The sequence below is a fragment of the Novosphingobium sp. AP12 genome (genome assembly GCF_000281975.1).
In the GTDB taxonomy this organism is placed as follows: domain Bacteria; phylum Pseudomonadota; class Alphaproteobacteria; order Sphingomonadales; family Sphingomonadaceae; genus Novosphingobium.
The window spans coordinates 122,406-139,240 of record NZ_AKKE01000121.1; the positions used below are offsets into that span (position 1 = coordinate 122,406).

At 70.2% G+C, this 16,835-nt stretch carries 13 protein-coding genes; 8 read left to right on the forward strand and 5 right to left on the reverse strand.

All coding sequences use genetic code 11. The features are described 5' to 3' along the window. The first annotated feature begins 39 nt into the window (after positions 1 to 39). Both PMI02_RS16485 and PMI02_RS16490 read left to right on the forward strand, forming a co-directional pair. Positions 40 to 2,094: a flagellar biosynthesis protein FlhA gene (locus tag PMI02_RS16485; RefSeq protein WP_369751236.1), complete on the forward strand. Its 2,055-nt coding sequence runs from the start codon at positions 40 to 42 to the stop codon at positions 2,092 to 2,094. Continuing rightward, positions 2,091 to 2,846, forward strand: a complete 756-nt coding sequence (locus PMI02_RS16490) for a sigma-70 family RNA polymerase sigma factor (protein WP_007684884.1) — start codon at positions 2,091 to 2,093, stop codon at positions 2,844 to 2,846. The genes PMI02_RS16485 and PMI02_RS16490 overlap by 4 nt, the downstream gene beginning before the upstream one ends. A gap of 4 nt (positions 2,847 to 2,850) precedes the next feature. On the opposite strand, the gene PMI02_RS16495 is transcribed toward PMI02_RS16490, so the two are convergent. After that, complete coding sequence (locus tag PMI02_RS16495) at positions 2,851 to 3,963, reverse strand: acyltransferase (RefSeq protein ID WP_007684886.1); 1,113 nt, start codon at positions 3,961 to 3,963, stop codon at positions 2,851 to 2,853. Between the two features lie 266 nt (positions 3,964 to 4,229). On the opposite strand from PMI02_RS16495, the gene PMI02_RS16500 reads away from it, so the two are divergent. Both PMI02_RS16500 and PMI02_RS16505 read left to right on the forward strand, forming a co-directional pair. Continuing rightward, the gene (locus PMI02_RS16500) at positions 4,230 to 5,672 is read left to right on the forward strand and encodes a pitrilysin family protein (protein ID WP_007684888.1); all 1,443 of its coding nucleotides are present in this window, start codon (positions 4,230 to 4,232) and stop codon (positions 5,670 to 5,672) included. 13 nt (positions 5,673 to 5,685) lie between these two features. Further along, entirely contained in the window at positions 5,686 to 7,083 is a 1,398-nt protein-coding gene (locus PMI02_RS16505; RefSeq protein ID WP_007684891.1) for a pitrilysin family protein, read from the forward strand. A 16-nt stretch (positions 7,084 to 7,099) separates the two neighbouring features. Here the strand turns inward: PMI02_RS16505 and PMI02_RS16510 are convergent, their stop codons facing one another. Beyond that, a complete protein-coding gene (locus PMI02_RS16510; protein ID WP_007684893.1) occupies positions 7,100 to 9,151 on the reverse strand; it encodes a protein-disulfide reductase DsbD in 2,052 nt (683 codons plus the stop codon). Positions 9,152 to 9,260: 109 nt separating this feature from the next. Between PMI02_RS16510 and PMI02_RS16515 the strand changes: the two genes are divergently transcribed. Together PMI02_RS16515 and PMI02_RS16520 are read left to right on the forward strand one after the other, a co-directional pair. Beyond that, complete coding sequence (locus tag PMI02_RS16515) at positions 9,261 to 10,949, forward strand: alkaline phosphatase family protein (RefSeq protein ID WP_007684895.1); 1,689 nt, start codon at positions 9,261 to 9,263, stop codon at positions 10,947 to 10,949. Continuing rightward, a complete protein-coding gene (locus PMI02_RS16520) occupies positions 10,946 to 12,190 on the forward strand; it encodes an FAD-dependent monooxygenase (protein ID WP_007684897.1) in 1,245 nt (414 codons plus the stop codon). Before PMI02_RS16515 ends, PMI02_RS16520 begins: the two co-directional genes overlap by 4 nt. A 25-nt stretch (positions 12,191 to 12,215) precedes the next feature. On the opposite strand, the gene PMI02_RS16525 is transcribed toward PMI02_RS16520, so the two are convergent. Genes PMI02_RS16525 through hemC form a run of 3 tightly spaced genes read right to left on the reverse strand, consistent with a single transcriptional unit; the run spans position 12,216 to position 14,800 of the window. Beyond that, positions 12,216 to 13,103 (reverse strand): hypothetical protein, encoded by an 888-nt coding sequence (locus PMI02_RS16525; protein WP_007684899.1) that lies wholly within the window; start codon positions 13,101 to 13,103, stop codon positions 12,216 to 12,218. Positions 13,104 to 13,121: 18 nt separating this feature from the next. Then, positions 13,122 to 13,823: a uroporphyrinogen-III synthase gene (locus PMI02_RS16530; protein ID WP_007684900.1), complete on the reverse strand. Its 702-nt coding sequence runs from the start codon at positions 13,821 to 13,823 to the stop codon at positions 13,122 to 13,124. A gap of 32 nt (positions 13,824 to 13,855) precedes the next feature. Further along, the gene (gene hemC, locus PMI02_RS16535; protein ID WP_007684903.1) at positions 13,856 to 14,800 is read right to left on the reverse strand and encodes a hydroxymethylbilane synthase; all 945 of its coding nucleotides are present in this window, start codon (positions 14,798 to 14,800) and stop codon (positions 13,856 to 13,858) included. 53 nt (positions 14,801 to 14,853) lie between these two features. On the opposite strand from hemC, the gene tsaD reads away from it, so the two are divergent. Together tsaD and PMI02_RS16545 are read left to right on the forward strand one after the other, a co-directional pair. Continuing rightward, complete coding sequence (tsaD, locus tag PMI02_RS16540; RefSeq protein ID WP_007684905.1) at positions 14,854 to 15,894, forward strand: tRNA (adenosine(37)-N6)-threonylcarbamoyltransferase complex transferase subunit TsaD; 1,041 nt, start codon at positions 14,854 to 14,856, stop codon at positions 15,892 to 15,894. After that, positions 15,891 to 16,835: NAD(P)H-dependent glycerol-3-phosphate dehydrogenase (locus tag PMI02_RS16545; protein ID WP_007684907.1), on the forward strand; the 945-nt coding region annotated here is incomplete at its 3' end. The genes tsaD and PMI02_RS16545, both read left to right, overlap by 4 nt.

The window sequence follows — 16,835 nt, forward strand, 5'->3', positions numbered from 1 at the left end:
ATCGCGCTGCCGACGGGCATCCTCGTGCTCATCGTGCTGATGATCGTGCCGGTGCCGGCCTTCGTGCTCGACGTCGCCTTCGTGCTCAACATCGCGCTGTCGGTGGCGGTGCTGATGGCGGCGATGAATGCGGAGAAGCCGCTCGACTTCTCGGCGTTCCCCTCGGTCCTGCTGTTCGCGACGCTGCTGCGCCTCTCGCTCAACGTCGCCTCGACCCGCGTCGTGCTGGTCCACGGGCACGAGGGCGAGGCTGCTGCGGGCAAGGTGATCGAGGCCTTCGGCGCCTTCCTGATCGGCGGCAACTTCGCCGTCGGCATCTTCGTGTTCCTGATCCTCGTCATCATCAACATGGTGGTCGTCACCAAGGGCGCGGGCCGCGTCTCGGAAGTCTCCGCGCGCTTCACGCTCGACGCGCTGCCGGGCAAGCAGATGGCGATCGACGCCGACCTTGCCGCCGGCCTCATGACCGCCGACGAAGCCAAGGCGCGCCGCCGCGAAGTGGCGACCGAGGCCGACTTCTACGGCTCGATGGACGGCTCCTCCAAGTTCGTGAAGGGCGACGCGATCGCCGCGCTGCTGATCCTGGGCGTCAACATCATAGCCGGTTTCTGCCTCGGCATGATCTCGCACGGCCTCTCCGCCACCGAGGCCGCGCAGGCTTACATCACGCTGGCCATCGGCGACGCGCTGGTGGCGCAGGTGCCCTCGCTGCTGCTCTCGATCGCCGCTGCCGTCATCGTCACCCGCGTGTCGGACAGCCGCGACCTTGCCGGGCAGATCGGCAACCAGTTTGCCGCCCCCGGCACGTGGTTGCCGGTTGCCGTCGTGCTCGGCGCGATCGGCATGATCCCGGCGATGCCGCAGAGCATCTTCCTCCCCGCCGCCGCGCTTGCCGCATGGATGTGGCATAGCCTGCGTAAACGCGCCGAGCGTGCCCTGATCGCGCCTGTCGTGGTCGAGGCACCTGCCGAGCCCGTCGATCCCGCGCGCATCGAGCTGGAGGACGTGTCCGACCACACCCTCGTCACCATCGAGCTGGGCTACGGCCTGGTCCAGCTGGTCGACGAGCGGCGCGGGTCGCCGCTGGTGACCCGCGTCACCGGGGTGCGCAAGCAGCTGAGCCAGTCGTTCGGCTTCATCGTGCCCCAGTTCCGCGTGCGCGACGCGCTCGACATGCCGCCGCACGAGTACCGCATCGTGCTGGGCGGGGTGAACCTGGGCGGCGGCGCGATCCGGGCCGACAAAGTGCTGGCGATCGACGCCGGCGAGGCGAGCCCCCACCACGCCCTGCGCGGCGAGCCCACCTGGGACCCCAGCTTCGGCTGCCCGGCGCTGTGGATCGACCCAGCCGCGCGTGACCACGCCACTGCCGAGGGTTTCCTGACCGTCGATCCCGGCACCGTGATCGCCACTCACCTCAACCAGCTGCTGTCCGCCCGGCCGCAGGACCTGCTCGGCCCCGACCAGGTGCGCGCGCTGATCGAGTCGTTGAAGGAGCACTCGGCCGGCCTCGTCGAGACGGTCCACCCGGCGCCCCTCAGCCTTGCCGCCGTCACCCGCCTGCTGCGCGCTCTGCTGGAGGACCACATCCCGATCGCGCATCTCGTGCCGATCTTCGCCAGCCTGTCGCGCGCAGTGCAGACCACGGTCGACCACGACCGCCTCGTCGAGCTGGTCCGCGCCGACCTCGGCGCGCTGATCGTCGGGCGGATCTGCCCGCCGAGCGCGCGCCTGCCGGTGGTGACGCTCGACGCCGGGCTGGAAGGCGCGATCGTGCAGGGCATGCTCGATCCTGCGACCGGACAGCCGGTGATCGAGCCTGACCTCGCCCGCATGATCGGCGAGCGGGTCGCCGCGCTGGGCGAGGAGCGTGGGCCGCATGCGATCCCGCTGACGCTGGTGGTGCAGCCCAGGGCCCGCCGCACGCTCGCCGCACTGCTGCGGATGCGCGCGCCGGCCTGCCTGGTCCTGTCGATCTCCGAACTGCCCGCGACCCAGCCGATCGAGGTCATCGACGTGATCGGCGCCGCGCCCGCGCCTCCCGAACCTCGCGGCCTGCCCGCGCCCGACAATGCCGAAAGCATGGCTGCATGAACCAGATGTCCGTCCCGACGCCGATCCCTCCCCATCCTGCCGCCGCCGCGATGCGCGCCTATCAGGGCGACGTCGCCGACCGCGTCCGCCGTTTCCTGCCGATGGTCCGCCGCCAGGCGTGGCACGTCCATGGCAGCGGGCGGCCGGGCATCGAGGTCGAGGACCTCGTCCAGGCCGGGCTCGTCGCGCTGACCGAGTGCGCGCAGAAGCATTCCGGCCCGACCGAGGACGGGTTCGCGGCCTATGCCAAGATGCGCGTGCGCGGGGCGATGGTGGACATGATTCGCCGCACCGTGCCGCTGTCGCGCGGAGCTACCGAGCGCCGCCGCCTGCTCGCCGAGAAGGAGACGAGCTTGCGCGGCAGCCTCGGCCGCGATCCTCGCGGCGACGAACTGGCACGGGCGATGGGCATCGACGAGAGCGAGCTGGCCACCCTGCGAGCCTCCAGCCAGCCGCTGCGCTTCGATTCGCTCGACGAGGCCTATTCCGACCAGAACATGGCCTTCGCCGCCGAGACGCCCGACAGCTTCACGCTGCTCGCCGACGAGGAGACCCGCGGGGCGGTGATCGCGGCGATCACCGATCTGCCCGACCGGCTCAAGCTGATCGTCCAGCTCTACTTCGTCGAGGAACTCAACCTCGCCGAGATCGCCGAGGTGCTCCAGGTCTCGGTCCCGCGCGTCCACCAGCTCAAGGCCCAGGCCATCGACAAGCTGCGCAGCAGCCTCGAGGGCGTGGCGGAAGTGCTGTGACGTTCTAGCCCGAGACCAGCGCGGACTTCGCCTTGCCCGACCTGTCCGGCGTCCGGCCCATCCGGGCGAACGGTTCCTCGACATAGCGATTGATGGCGTAGGCCAGCGCGGTGGCGCCAAGCGTGGTCGCGGCCAGCAGGACCAGGAAATATGTCGTCCTGGACAGGCCCAGGTCGTTGAGCAGCCAGAGGACCGGGTACATGACGACCATGTGGCTCAGGTAGACAGAGTAGGACAGCTTGCCCAGGAACGTCATCGCCGGCGATGCCAGCGCCGCCAGGGGGCGGGCGCTCCAGAAGCCCAGATAGTAGGGCGTGACGAGCAGCAGGAACATCAGCCAGATGGTGATCGCCAGCTCGGATCGGGCCACCGCGGCCGCCACCACCATCACGCATGCGGGCGCGGCGTATCTCACGAGTGGCGCCGCGAAGAGCCGGTTGGCATTGTTGATGACGTAGTAGGATACGATCCCGATCGCGAAGAAGAGCGCGTTGGCGCCGAGGTTGGCGCTGTTGGGATAGCGCGTCCCGGCCACTACGCACAGCGCGACGCCTGCCAGGCCGATCCAGCGGCCCGGCCCGGGACGGGCGAGTATCCACAGCAGTGCGGGGGCGACGATGTAGAACTGGAATTCAGTCGAGATATTCCATGCCTGCCCGATGATCGCAGTTTCCACGTACTTCAGCAGGTTATGCGGAACGACGCCGTGCAGCATGGTGAGATGGGCCGCCAGGTGGAGCCAGAGATTCTCGACCGTGGCATCCATGATCCGCAGCCTGTGGGCATTCTGGGGCGCGTCGAACGGGATATGCTGGAGAGCGTCGCGGCCGATGGGCATGACCAGCAGGGACAGGACGAGGGCGACGAAGAAGGCCGGATAGATCCGCAGCAGGCGCCCGCGCATGTAATCGACATAACGCGGCTTCTTTGCAGCCAGCATGCCGATCACGACCATGCCGCTGATCATGAAGAAGATCTTCACACGCGTGTTTTCGTTATAAATCAAATCCGCCAGCGGCAGCAGGTCCACGTCGTAAACCGCCTTCGATATGTGAACGAACAGCACCCAAAACGCTAATATGGCGCGCAGGCCATCCAGTTCGCCGATCCGCTGCATGCAATGTCCCTCGCTAAGAGGGCGATTTTATCAGAATCGGCAAGTACCGAGCGCGTTAAATGGCGGTAATACTATTACCCCATTCCCGCGCCGAGCCGAGTATACACGGGGGATAAAGCGTTCAATTCGGACCTGATCGACGCTTCCGGTGGATGGGAAAATGTCGCTCGTCGATTGAAATCCCGGACCGGGTCGATAGTCTGCCAGTGCACAGGTCGCGCCGGAAGGACGTTCCGCCGCCAGGGTTTTCCGGGAGCACGAACCACATGGTCTTGAACGGCACATTCAGACGCGCCGCCTTCCTCGCCGCCGCATCGCTCGCGGCGCTGGCCGCCAGTCCGGCGATGGCCGCGCCCAAGGCGGGCACGCTTGCCGCCGCCCCGGCTCCGAAGGGGGGTCAGGTGCCGGTCGAATACCACAAGCTGGCGAACGGGCTGAAGGTCGTGATCTCGCCCGACCACACGGTGCCCACCGCCACCGTCGGCGTCTACTACGGCATCGGTTTTCGGGTGGAACCGCGCGACCGCACCGGCTTCGCGCATCTGTTCGAGCACATGATGTTCCAGGGCTCGAAGAACCTGGGCAAGGCGGAATTCATCGGCCTCGTCAACTCGAACGGCGGGGTGCTCAACGGCTCGACCCGGTTCGACTTCACCAACTACTACGAGGCCGTGCCCAGCAACACGACCGAGACCTTCCTGTGGGCCGAGGCGGACCGCATGAGGGGCCTCGACATCACGCAGGACAACCTGACCAACCAGCAGGGCGTTGTGAAGAACGAGGTGAAGGTCAACGTCATCAACCAGCCCTATGGCGGTTTCCCGTGGCTCGATCTGCCGCAGGTGGCGAACGTCAACTGGTACAACGCGCATAACTTCTACGGCGATCTCAAGGAGATCGACGCGGCGACCCTCACCGACGTGCAGCAGTTCTTCAAGGACTACTACGTCCCGAACAACGCGGTGCTGGTGGTGGCGGGCGACGTCGATCCGGCGCAGGTGATGGGCTGGGCGGAGAAGTACTTCGGGCCGATCCCGGCCTCGGCCAGCCTCAAGTTCCCCGACGTCTCCGAACCGCGCCAGACCGCGGAGAAGCGCACCGAGAAGACCGACGCGCTGGCCCCGCAGCCGGCGCTTTCCTTCGCCTACCACGTGCCGCCCAAGGACACGCCCGAGGCGGCGGCGATGCGCCTGATCGACCTGATGCTGATCCAGGGCGCCGACAGCCGGCTGGTCAAGGTACTGGTCAACGACAAGGGCTATACCGGCGACGTGTCGGGCGGGATCAACTGGCCGCTGGGCAATGCCTACAACTACAACGGACCGATGCTGTGGTCGGCGATGCTGATCCACGGGCCGGAAGTGACCGACGCGCAGGTCCTCGCCGATGTCGACGCGGTGGTGAAGGACCTCCAGGACAGGCCCGTCGGCGCCGCCGAACTCGCCCGCGCCAAGACCAAGGCGCGCTCCTCGCTCTACGACGCGATCGGCGACGGCAATCGCTTCGGCCTCGTCGACCTGCTCGCCAGCTTCGCGCTGTTCGATGACGATCCGGGGCGGATCAACCGGCTGGAACAGGAGATCGAGGCGGTCACCCCCGCGCTGATCCAGAAGACCGCGAAGGAATACCTGCGCGCGAGCAACCGCACGATCATCAGCCTCAAGCCAGGCGCGGCGCAGGCTGCCCCGGCTCCGGCCGCAGCGAAGTAAGGAGGGCATGGAGATGACTTCGATCAGGGCATTCAGCCTCTCCGCCGCCGCGCTGGGCTTCATGGCCGCCGCGCCCGCCCCGACCATCGCGCGCGAGGCGCCGCCCGCGCCCGCAGCGCCCCGGCCCTTCGCGCTGCCGCAGCTCACCGAATTCACGCTCCCCAACGGCATGAAGGTGACGATGGCTCAGCACGGCAACGTGCCCAAGGTCTCCATCGCCGCCATGGTGCGCACCGGCAACATCGACGACGGCACGAACGTCTGGCTCGCCGACATTACCGGCGCGCTGATGCAGAAGGGCGCAGGCGGGCGCGACGCCTCGCAGCTGGCAGAGGCGGCGGCGGGCATGGGCGGCGGGCTCTCGCTCTCCACAGGCGTCGACGCGGCCACCGCCTCGATCGACGTGCTGGGCGAATTCACGCCCCAGGCCATCGCCCTCGTCGCCGACCTGCTCCAGCGGCCCGACATGAGCCCCGCCGAGCTGGAAAAGGTCCGAGCCGACCTGCTGCGCAACCTCATGATCGCCAAGTCCAGCCCCGGCTCCCTCGCGGCCGAGGCGTTCCAGGGCACCGTCTATGCGAACCACCCCTACGGCCGCGTCTTCCCGACGCCGCAGCAGCTTTCGGGCTATACGCTGGCGCAGGTGAAGGCCTTTCACGCCGCGAACTTCGGCGCGGCGCGCACGCATCTGTACATCGTCGGCCGCTTCGACGACGCTACGGTGCGCGCGGCGGTGGAGAAGGCGTTCGGCGGCTGGCAGGCGGGGCCAGCCCCCGCCGAGCTGCCCGCGCCCGCTCCCGCGCCCGCCAAGGTGGTGCTGCTCGATCGCCCAGGCGCGCCGCAGTCGACCGTGCTGATCGGCACCCGCGTGGCCAAGCAGAAGTACGACGTCGATTTCCGCGCGGCCAGCACGCTGCTCGGCGGCTACTTCTCCTCGCGCATCACCCGCAACATCCGCGAGGACAAGGGCTACACCTACTCGCCCGGCGCCACGCTGTCGCAGCAGGTGCAGGGCTCCACCTGGATCGAGGACGCGGACATCACCGCCGAATCGACCGGCCCGGCGATCACCGAGATCTACAAGGAGATCCGCCGGATGCAGGACACCCTGCCCACCGCCGCCGAGGTGAAGGGCATCCAGAACTACATGAACGGCACTTTCGTGCTGGGCCTGTCCTCGCGCGACGGGCTCGCGGCCTCGCTGGCGAACCTCGACCTGCTGGGCCTCGGCGCGGACTACCTCAATGGCTACGTCGGCAAGGTCAGCGCGTTGACGGCGGCGGACTTCCAGGCGGCGGCGAAGCGCGAACTGCCGGTGGACAAGCTGAACGTGGTGATCGTCGGCCCGCTGGCGAGCGTGCGCCCGCAGCTGGAGAAGGTGCCCGAGATCGCGGGGAAGCTGGGGAAGTAGCCGCCCCGCTTCGGGACTACTCGCCCGCCTTCTCCGCCAGCAGCGCCGGGGTGAGGACCTGCGGCAGTTGCTCCGGCGTACCGTCGCGGCCGTACCAGACGTAGAGCGGGACCCCGGCGGCGCCCTGGGCCGTCAGGTAGCGGGTGATCTCCGGGTCGCGGCGGGTCCAGTCGCCGCGCAGGACGACGACACTGGCCTTCTCGAACGCGGCTCTTGTATCCTCGCGCTCGATGGCGACCTGCTCGTTGACCTTGCAGGTGAGGCACCAGTCGGCCGTCATCCAGACGAAGGCAGGCTTGCCGCTGCGCCGCGCCCTGGCGAGCGCCTCCGCGGAGAAGGGCTTCGCGTCGATCACCGAGGTTTCGGCCGAGGCCTGCGCCTGCGGCTCGGGCATCGTCAGCACGCCGAGGGCGAGGATCGCCGCGGCCAGCAGCGCGGGCACCAGCGCCCGTTTGCCGCGCCGCTGCGCCCGTCCGGCGAGCGCCAGCAGCGCCAGCACCAGTGCCGCCAGCGCCAGCACGTAGGACAGCGAGGCTGTCCCGCCCAGACGCCAGACCAACCACGCGAGCGCCAGCGCGGTCAGCGCCATCGGCACCGCCATGATCCGCCGGAACGTCACCATCCACTGGCCCGGACGCGGCAGGCGGGCGCGCAGCGCGGGCACGAAAGCGACGCCAAGGAACGGCAGCGCGATCCCGAACCCCAGCGCCGCGAACAGCGTCAGTGCCGGGAGCACCGGCAGCAGCAGCGCCGCGCCCATCGCGCTCGCCATGAACGGTCCGGTGCAGGGCGTGGCGACGAAGGCCGCGAGAAGCCCGGTGGCGAAGGCGCCTTGCGGCGAGCCCGCGCTCGCGAAGCCCGGCACCGCGAACTCGAACAGGCCGAGGAGGTTCGCGGTGATCGCCGCCGCCAGTGCGAAGAGGGTGACGACGACCCAGGGCTCCTGCAGCTGGAACGCCCAGCCGACCTGCTCGCCGCTCGCGCGCAGCACCAGCAGCAGCGCGCCGAGGCCGAGGCAGGCGAGCATCACGCCGGCGGCATAGGCCAAGCCCTCGACCCGCGCATGGGCCTCGCTCTCGCCGGCGCGGGCGAGGCTGATGGCCTTCAGCGACAGGATCGGGAAGACGCAGGGCATCACGTTGAGCAGCAACCCCCCCGCCACCGCCGCCAGCAGCAGCCACGGCAGCGCGGGCAGCTTTGGCGCGCCTTCGTTGGCGGGCCCCGTCACGATGGGAACCCCGCCCGTGGGCACGGTGCCGGGCTTTGCGGTGAGTTCGATGCCGTTGCCCGCGCCGTCCAGCCGCAGCACGCCCTCGATGGCATCGGCCCCGCGCGCGGCGAACTTCGCGCGCGGGATCGTCACCAGCAGGAGGTCGCCCTTGCGGCTGAACAGCTGCGGCGCGGCGTAGTCGACCAGCTTGTCCTCGCGCACGAAGAGGTGCGGCGCGTCGAGCTTGACCGAGGCGGGCAGCGGGATGGCGAGGCGCAGGTCCTTGCCGCCGAGCGTGAAGGCGGCGGGAGCGCCGAGCGGGGCGGGGAGGCGCTGTGTCCACTCGTCGAAGCGCGGCGCTTCGCCTTGCGCGCCGACCACGATCTCGGTCGCCAGTTCGGCGCGTTCGGGCACGCAGATCTGCTCGGTGCAGGCGAGCCATTGCGCCTTGACGCGTACCGGCAGGCGCGTGCCCGGCTTGGCCGAGGCGGGCAGGGTCACCGGCACCAGCACCGCGTATTCGCGCTCGTATACGTGGTTCATCAGCCCCTGCACGACCAGCGTGCGCGGCACCGGATAGCGCGGCGTGCCGACCGAGGCGCCCTCGGGCAGTTCCCAGCCCAGCTGCATGCCGAGCCCCGCGTCGCCGGGATTGACCCAGTAGCCGTGCCACCCGGCCTCTGGCGTCATGCGTATCGCCAGCGTCGCTCCGCCGCCGGAGCCCGGCCCCGCCACCAGCTCGGCGGCGATGTGGCTGGGCGCGGCGCTGGCCGGGACCGCACTTGCAAGAAAGACACCCAAAAGCGCCACGAGATGACACAGGACCGTCACGAGGACGGAGTAGCGGCGCGATTCCATGATGCTCCCGTGCGTTGCCAGTGAGGCTGGACTACCTTGCGCTCGGGCGGCAATCCGGTCATCGAAGCATCTGCTCCCAACGCGCAGACTTTTCAAGGAACCTCCCGCGATGCGCCCTTCATTCTCGCTGGCCTTCTCCTCGCTCGCCGTGGCCCTGGCGCTCGGTTCGGTGGCTCCCGCGTTCGCCCAGGAGGCCGCTCCGGCCGCGGCAGTGCCCGCCGCCCCGGCGCCCACCACGCCGCCGAAACTGATCGTCGCGATCTCGGTCGACCAGTATTCCGCCGACCTGTTCCAGCAGTACCGCGAGCGCTACACCAAGGGCCTCGCGCGGCTGCTGCAGGGCGCGGTCTTCCCCTCGGGCTTCCAGTCGCACGCCGCGACCGAGACCTGCCCCGGCCACTCGACCCTGCTGACGGGCGTTCACCCCAACCGGACCGGCATCATCGCCAACAACTGGTTCGTCCCCGGCATCGCCCGCGCCGACAAGCAGGTCTACTGCTCGGAAGACGAGACGAACCCCAAGAGCAACTCCGAGGATTCGGTCATCAAGCCCGACCACCTCAAGGCCCCCACGCTGGGCGACCTGCTCAAGCAGAAGAACCCCGCCAGCCTCAACGCCGCGGTGTCCTTCAAGGACCGCGCGGTGGTGATGATGGGCGGCCACACCACCGATGCCGCCTACTGGATCAAGGGCAAGGGCTTCACCAGCTACGAAGGCCGCAAGCTCTCGCCCGCAGCCCTCGCCGAGAACGCAGCGATGGCGAAGACCGTGGCAGCGGGCGCGGGCGAGTTGCCGGTGCCGGGCTGGTGCGGCCCGGTCGACCGCGCGACGGACGTGGGCGGCTTCACCATCGGCACCTACCGCTTCCCGCTGAAGGCCGGCGACATGAAGGGTTTCTCGAACAGCCCGCGCGTGGACATCGCCACCACCGACATGGCGGTACGCCTGCTCGACGAGATGCCGCTCGGCAGGGACGCCGTGCCCGATGTGCTCTCGGTCAGCTACTCGGCCACCGACAAGGTCGGCCACGCCTACGGCAACGAGGGCGTGGAAATGTGCATCCAGATGAACGTGCTCGACCAGACGATCGGCACGCTGCTCGACGCACTCGACGCACGCGGGCTGGACTACGTGGTCGTGCTCAGCGCCGACCACGGCGGCGCCGACGCTCCCGAGCGCATGAAGCTGCAGGGCGTGCCCGATGCTGCGCGCCTCGACGAATCGCTGACCGACAAGGGCCTCTCGGCCTCGGTTTCCAAGGCTACCAGGATCACAGTCAAGGATGGCCCGCTGCTCTATGGCGCTGGCGGTTCGGGCGACATCTGGCTCAACGCCGGCCTCAAGCCCAAGCAGCGCAAGAAGGTGATCGCCGAGCTGGTCGCCGAGCTGAAGGCCAACCCGCAGATTTCGGGCGTCTACACCGCCGACGAGCTGAAGAAGGTCAAGGTCCCCAGCGGCCATCCGCAGGACTGGACCGAGATCGAGCGCGTCGCCGCCTCCTTCGATCCCGAGCGTTCGGGCGAAGTGCTGATGATGACCAGGCGCGCCGTCGTGCCGGGCACCAAGGCAGTCCCGGGCTACACCGCCACCCACGGCAGCCCCTGGGACTACGACCGCCGCGTGCCGATGCTGTTCTGGCGCAAGGGGATCACCCGCATGGAGCAGGCCCAGCCGGTCGAGACCGTGGACATCGCCCCGACCCTCGCCGGGCTGATCGGCCTGAGCGAGCCGGCCGGCACATGGGACGGCAGGTGTCTCGACATCTACGCCGGGGAGTCCGATAGCTGCTCGGGATGAGCGACTCGAATATCGAAGCAAGACCAGCGGCCGAACGCCGCGACCTGATCATCCTGGGCGGCGGCCTCGTCGGCATGACGCTGGCGCTGGCCGCCGCCCGGGCCGGGATCACCAGCCACGTCATCGACCGGGCGGACCCCGCCGATCTCGTGGCCGAGGGCGCAGACGCCCGCGCCTCGGCGATCTCGACCGCGAGCTGGAACCTGTTCACCAACATCGGCCTCGCCGACAGGCTCAAACCGCTCGGCTGCCCGATCGATTCCATCGCCGTCACCGATGGGATGAAGCCAGGCCGCATCGATTTCACCCCCAAGCCCGATGAGGGCTCCCTCGGCCGCATGTTCGCCAACCGCGACTTGCGCATCGCCCTGTTCGATGCCGCGCGCGACGAGCCGGCGATCGCCTGGCACGTCAGGACCGAAGCGGTGCGGCGCGACCGCGGTCCGCACGGCGTCGAGGTCGAGCTGTCGGACGGCCGTGTTCTCACCGCCTCGCTGCTGGTCGCCGCCGAGGGGCGCCAGTCGCCGACCCGCGACGAGGCCGGCTTCGCGCTCGCCAAGTGGGACTACAAGCACCGCGCCCTCGTCGCCGCGCTGTTTCATGAGAAGTCGCACGACAACACCGCCTGGGAAATCTTCTACCCCGCCGGCCCCTTCGCGCTGCTGCCATTGCTCGACGACGAGCAGGGCCGCCACCGCAGCGCGCTGGTCTGGACCGTGGGCGAAAAGGACGCCGCCGGCGTTCTCGCCATGCCTGACGCGATGTTCGTCAACGAGGTTTCCGCCCGCATGCACGGCGTGCTGGGGCAGATTTCGCTCGCCGCGCCGCGCATGAGCTATCCGCTGCGCTTCCACCACGCCGGCAAGGTCGTGGACGAGCGCCTTGCCGTGATCGGCGATGCCGCGCACGGCATGCACCCGATCGCCGGGCAGGGCCTGAACCTGGGCCTGCGCGACGTCGGCGGACTGGTCGAGGTACTGACCGAAGGCATGCGCCTCGGGCTGGAGCCGGGGGACGCGCAGCTGCTCGCCCGCTACGAGAAGTGGCGCAGCCTCGATACCTTCATGGTAATGTCGGTGACCGACGGGCTGACACGCCTGTTCGGCATCCCCGGCCGCCTGCCCAGCGCCGCGCGCCGCCTCGGCATGGGCGCGGTGCAGCGCCTCCCCGCCCTCAAGCGCTTCTTCATGGACGAGGCGCGGGGCATGTCGGGCAAGCTGCCGGAACTGCTGCAGGCGTAACGCCCTCCCCGAGGGGGACGAAGGTCTACTCCGCCGCGCTTTCCGTAGGCTCGCCCTGCGGTGCCACCGGCGCCAGCGGGCTCGGCTGGTCGACTGCCTGTCCGGCGGAATCCTGCAGCCGGCTCGGCTCCAGCATCGCGGTGGTTTCGAGCAGGTCGAGCGCCTTCTGCGCCGCTTCGAAGCGGCGGGCGTCGGCGATCCAGGTGTCGGCGGCGTCGGCGCCGGGCAGGCGCTCCACTTCGCCCACGGCGCTGTCGATCCGCCGCGCCGTGAGCATCACGCGGGCGCGGTCGATGCGGGCGGCGGGTGTGGCGAGCGTGCCTGAATCGCGGCGCACGGTGAACATCGAGGTGACTTCATGGCGGGCGCGGTCCCACAGGCTTTCGTTGGCCTGCGTCACGGTCAGCTCGGGCGAAAGCGCCTCGAGCCGGGCGGCGAGGCCGTCGATGGTGACGGGGTTGGCGGCGAAGTCGATCACCGTCTGTACCGCGCGGGGCTGGGCGTTCATGAAGCGCAGCCGCAGCTGGTCGGCGACGTGGCCCAGCGGCTCGCCCCGGTCGACCATGCGCCGCGCCGCGAAGGCGATCAGCAGGCCCTCGGCGCGGCCCGCGTTGCCCGCGGCGGCGTTGGTCTCGAAGTCGATGCGCGAGATGCGGTCCTCGATCATCGCGAGGCGGCCTTCGACCGTGCCGATCGCGGCCATCTGCGCGGCAGGCTCGGGCGGGGGCGCGGGCGTCGTGACCTCGACCGGCGCGGCGACCTGCGGGTTCAGCACCGCGAGATAGCCGCGCGCCGAGAACCAGGCCACCAGCGCGGCGCCGAGCAGGAAGGCGATCAGCGCGATGAACAGCGTGGGCCCCCGCGAACGGCTGCGATCCGGGGTGGGTGCGACGGGTGCCGAAATGTCCTGCATCAAGCCCTTATGTGGCAACTATTGTCCCGAGCCGGCTTCTTGGCACATCCGCAGCGCCAAGGCCAGCAGCGCCGCGTCGTCCGGCGTGGGCGCGCTGCGAAGGTCGGCCCAGCCCGTCCCGGCGCGCGCCTCGACACGTGGACCGATGGCGGCGAGGCGGACGAGGGCACGGTCGATCCCGGCCTGCTCGCACGATTGCGCGAAGTGCGCGGCCGCCTCGCCGGAGTGGAGCAGGACGAGGGACGGAGAGGCGAGCAGGTCGATGAGGGCGGTCGGCAGCGGCAGCGGTTCGCTGGCGTAGACCTCGCGCGTGACGACCTCGACCCCGCGGGGAACTGCCAGTTCGACCCGCTCGCGCCCGGCGAGGCGCAGCAGGCGGCGGTGGGTCGGCTCCAGCGCTTCGAGCATGTTCTGGAGGCCGCCTCGGCCGGTCGCTGCGACGTCGAGCCCGGCTTCGCGCGCCGCCTCGGCGGTCGTCTCGCCCACGGCGTAGACGGGCAGGCCGTGATAAGTCGCCAGCGCCTTGCCGCCGTGCCGCAGGGCGTTGGCGCTGCCGAGCAGCAGGGCGTCGACATCCTCCCGAGGAACCGGGTCCCACGACACCGCCCGCACTTCGAAGAGGGGGAAAGCCTGTGCCACGAGGCCCATCGCCCGCGCCGCCGTGAGCGTGGCGGCCGCTCCGGGCTCCGGGCGCAGGATGAGGACCGGGAGGCGGGTCATCCGCGCCTCGAACGGGCGAGCAATGCCACGTCTCAGGCCGCCGCCCCCGCGAAATGCACCGCGATCGCAGGCACCGCGCGGCCCAGCAGATCGGCGGCGAGGCGCAGCGGGCCTTCCACGTCGGTCGCGGCGAAGCGCGCCTCGCCGGTGACGTGTTCGGCGCCGTCGGGGCTGTAGAGCGCCGCGCGCATGAACAGATCGCCGCCCTCGCTGCGGGTGAGCACCGCGATCGGGCTGTGGCAGTTGCCCCCAAGCCCCGCGAGCAGCGCCCGCTCCGCCAGCACCTGCGCACGGCTTTCCGCATGATCCACGCGCGAGAGCAGCGTGCGCGTCCGCTCGTCGTCCGCGCGGCATTCGACCATGATCGCGGCCTGCGCGGGGGCGGGGAGCCAGTCCTCGGCGTCGAGCGGGTGGCCGGTGCCGGTTTCGCCCAGCCGGTTGAGCCCGGCGGCGGCGAGGAAGGTCGCGTCCACTTCGCCCGCCGCCAGCTTGGCGAGGCGGGTGGCGACGTTGCCGCGGAACGTCACCACGCGGCAGTCGGGCCGGGCGTGGAGCAGCTGCGCGGCGCGGCGCGGCGCGCTCGTGCCGACGACGGCGCCCTGCGGCAGCGCGGTGATCGAGGCGGCGCCGACCAGCACGTCGCGCACGTCCTCGCGCGGGAGGATGGCGCCGATCGTGAACGCCTCGGGCCGGATCGTCTCGACATCCTTGGCCGAGTGGACCGCGAAATCGATCTCGCCCGAAGCCAGCCAGGCGTCGAGTTCCTTGGTCCACAGCGCCTTGCCGCCGATCTCGGCGAGCGCGCGGTCCTGGATGCGATCGCCGCTGGCGGTGACGGCAACGATCTCTATATGCGCGGGATCGAGCCCGTGGGCCTCGGCGATGCGGGCCTGTGCTTCATGGGCCTGCGCCATCGCGAGGGGCGAGCGGCGGGTGCCCAGCTTAAAGCGATCATTCTGGTGTTTGTCGTAGGTCATCGGCGGCTTGTGCTACCCGGCAATGTCGTTCAGGGGAAGATCGGCCCAAAAATATGAAAACACGCATAGTCCTCGGCATCGAATCCTCCTGCGATGAAACCGCAGCCGCGCTGGTCACCGGCGACCGGGTGATCCTGGCGCAGCGCATCGCCTCGCAGGACGAGGCGCACCGCCCCTACGGCGGCGTCGTGCCCGAGATCGCCGCGCGTGCCCATGCCGAGCGGCTGGCCCCCCTGATCGAGGCGACGCTGGCCGATGCCGGGATGACGCTGGACCAGGTCGATGCCATCGCCGCCACTGCCGGGCCGGGTTTGATCGGCGGCGTGATGGTCGGCCTCGTCACCGCCAAGGCGCTGGCGATGGCCTCCGACAAGCCGCTGATCGCGGTCAATCACCTCGAAGGCCACGCGCTCTCGCCGCGCCTTGCCGACGCGGCCCTCGAATATCCCTACCTGCTGCTGCTGGTCTCGGGCGGGCACTGCCAGATCCTGCTGGTCGAGGGCGTGGGCCAGTTCCGCCGCCTTGCCACCACCATCGACGACGCGCTGGGCGAGGCTTTCGACAAGTCGGCCAAAGTGCTCGGCCTCGGCTATCCCGGCGGCCCCGCGCTCGAGCGGCTCGCGCTGGAGGGCAATGCGAAGAAAGTGCGCCTGCCGCGTCCGCTCAAGGGGTCGGACGAGCCGCACTTCTCCTTCGCCGGGCTCAAGAGCGCCGTTTTGCGAGCCAAGCAGTCGGGCGAACACAGCGACGCCGACATCGCCGCCTCGTTCCAGCAGGCCGCGATCGATTGCCTCGTTGACCGGCTGACCCGCGCGCTGGCGAAAGTCGGGCCGATCAACGCCCTGGTCGTTGCCGGCGGGGTCGCGGCGAACAAGGCGATCCGGGGCGCGCTCGAAGCATTGGCCGCCAAGCATGGGCTCCCGTTCATCGCACCGCCATTGGCGCTGTGTACCGACAATGCGGCGATGATCGCCTGGGCCGGGATGGAGCGGCTGGAGCGCGGGCAGTCGGACCCGCTCGACGTGGCGGCCCGTCCGCGCTGGCCGCTCGATCCCGAGGCCGAGGTCGTTCGCGGAGCGGGAGTGAAGGCATGAGCGGGGCAAAAGTCGGAGTTGTCGGCGCGGGCGCCTGGGGCACCGCGCTCGCGCAGGCGCTGGCCGGTGACGGCAGCGACGTAACGCTCTGGGCGCGCGAGACCGAGCTGGTCGAGGAGATCAACCGCGACCGCCGCAACAGCCTCTATCTGCCCAGCGCTACGCTGGCACCGACGATCCACGCCACCAGCGACCTCGGCGAACTGGCGGCGCTTCCGGCGCTGCTCGTCGTCGTGCCCGCGCAGTTCCTCAGCGGCGTCATCGCCGGCCTGCCCGAAGGCACGCGCGACCTGGTGCTCTGCGCCAAGGGGATCGAGGCGGGCACCGGGCGCCTGATGGCCGACGTCGCCGCGCAGGCCGCGCCGATGGAGCGCCTCGCGGTGCTGTCCGGGCCGACGTTCGCGCATGAAGTGGCCGCCGGGCTCCCCACCGCCGTCACCCTCGCCTGTGGGGGCGGACAGGCGCAGTGGGAGCGCCTGTCGCCGCTGCTCGCCCGGCCGATGCTGCGGCCCTATTACTCCGACGACGTCACCGGCGCCGAGATCGGCGGCGCGGTGAAGAACGTGCTCGCCATCGCCTGCGGCGTGGTGGAGGGGCTGAACCTCGGCCAGAACGCCCGCGCGGCGCTGATCGCGCGCGGGTATGCCGAGATGCTGCGCTTCGGGCTGGCGCGCGGCGCCCGGGCCGAGACGCTGTCGGGCCTGTGCGGGCTCGGCGATCTCGTGCTCACCTGCTCGTCCACTTCCAGCCGCAACTTCTCGCTCGGCCTCGCGCTCGGGCAGGGGCTGACCGCGGCCGAGGCGCTGGTCGGCAAGAACAGCGTCGCCGAGGGCGCGGCGACCGCGCCGGTGCTCGCCGACCTCGCGCGCCGCGACGGCATCCAGATGCCCATCGTCGAAGCCGTCGCGCGGCTGCTGGCGGGCGAAGCGCCTGCCGGCGCC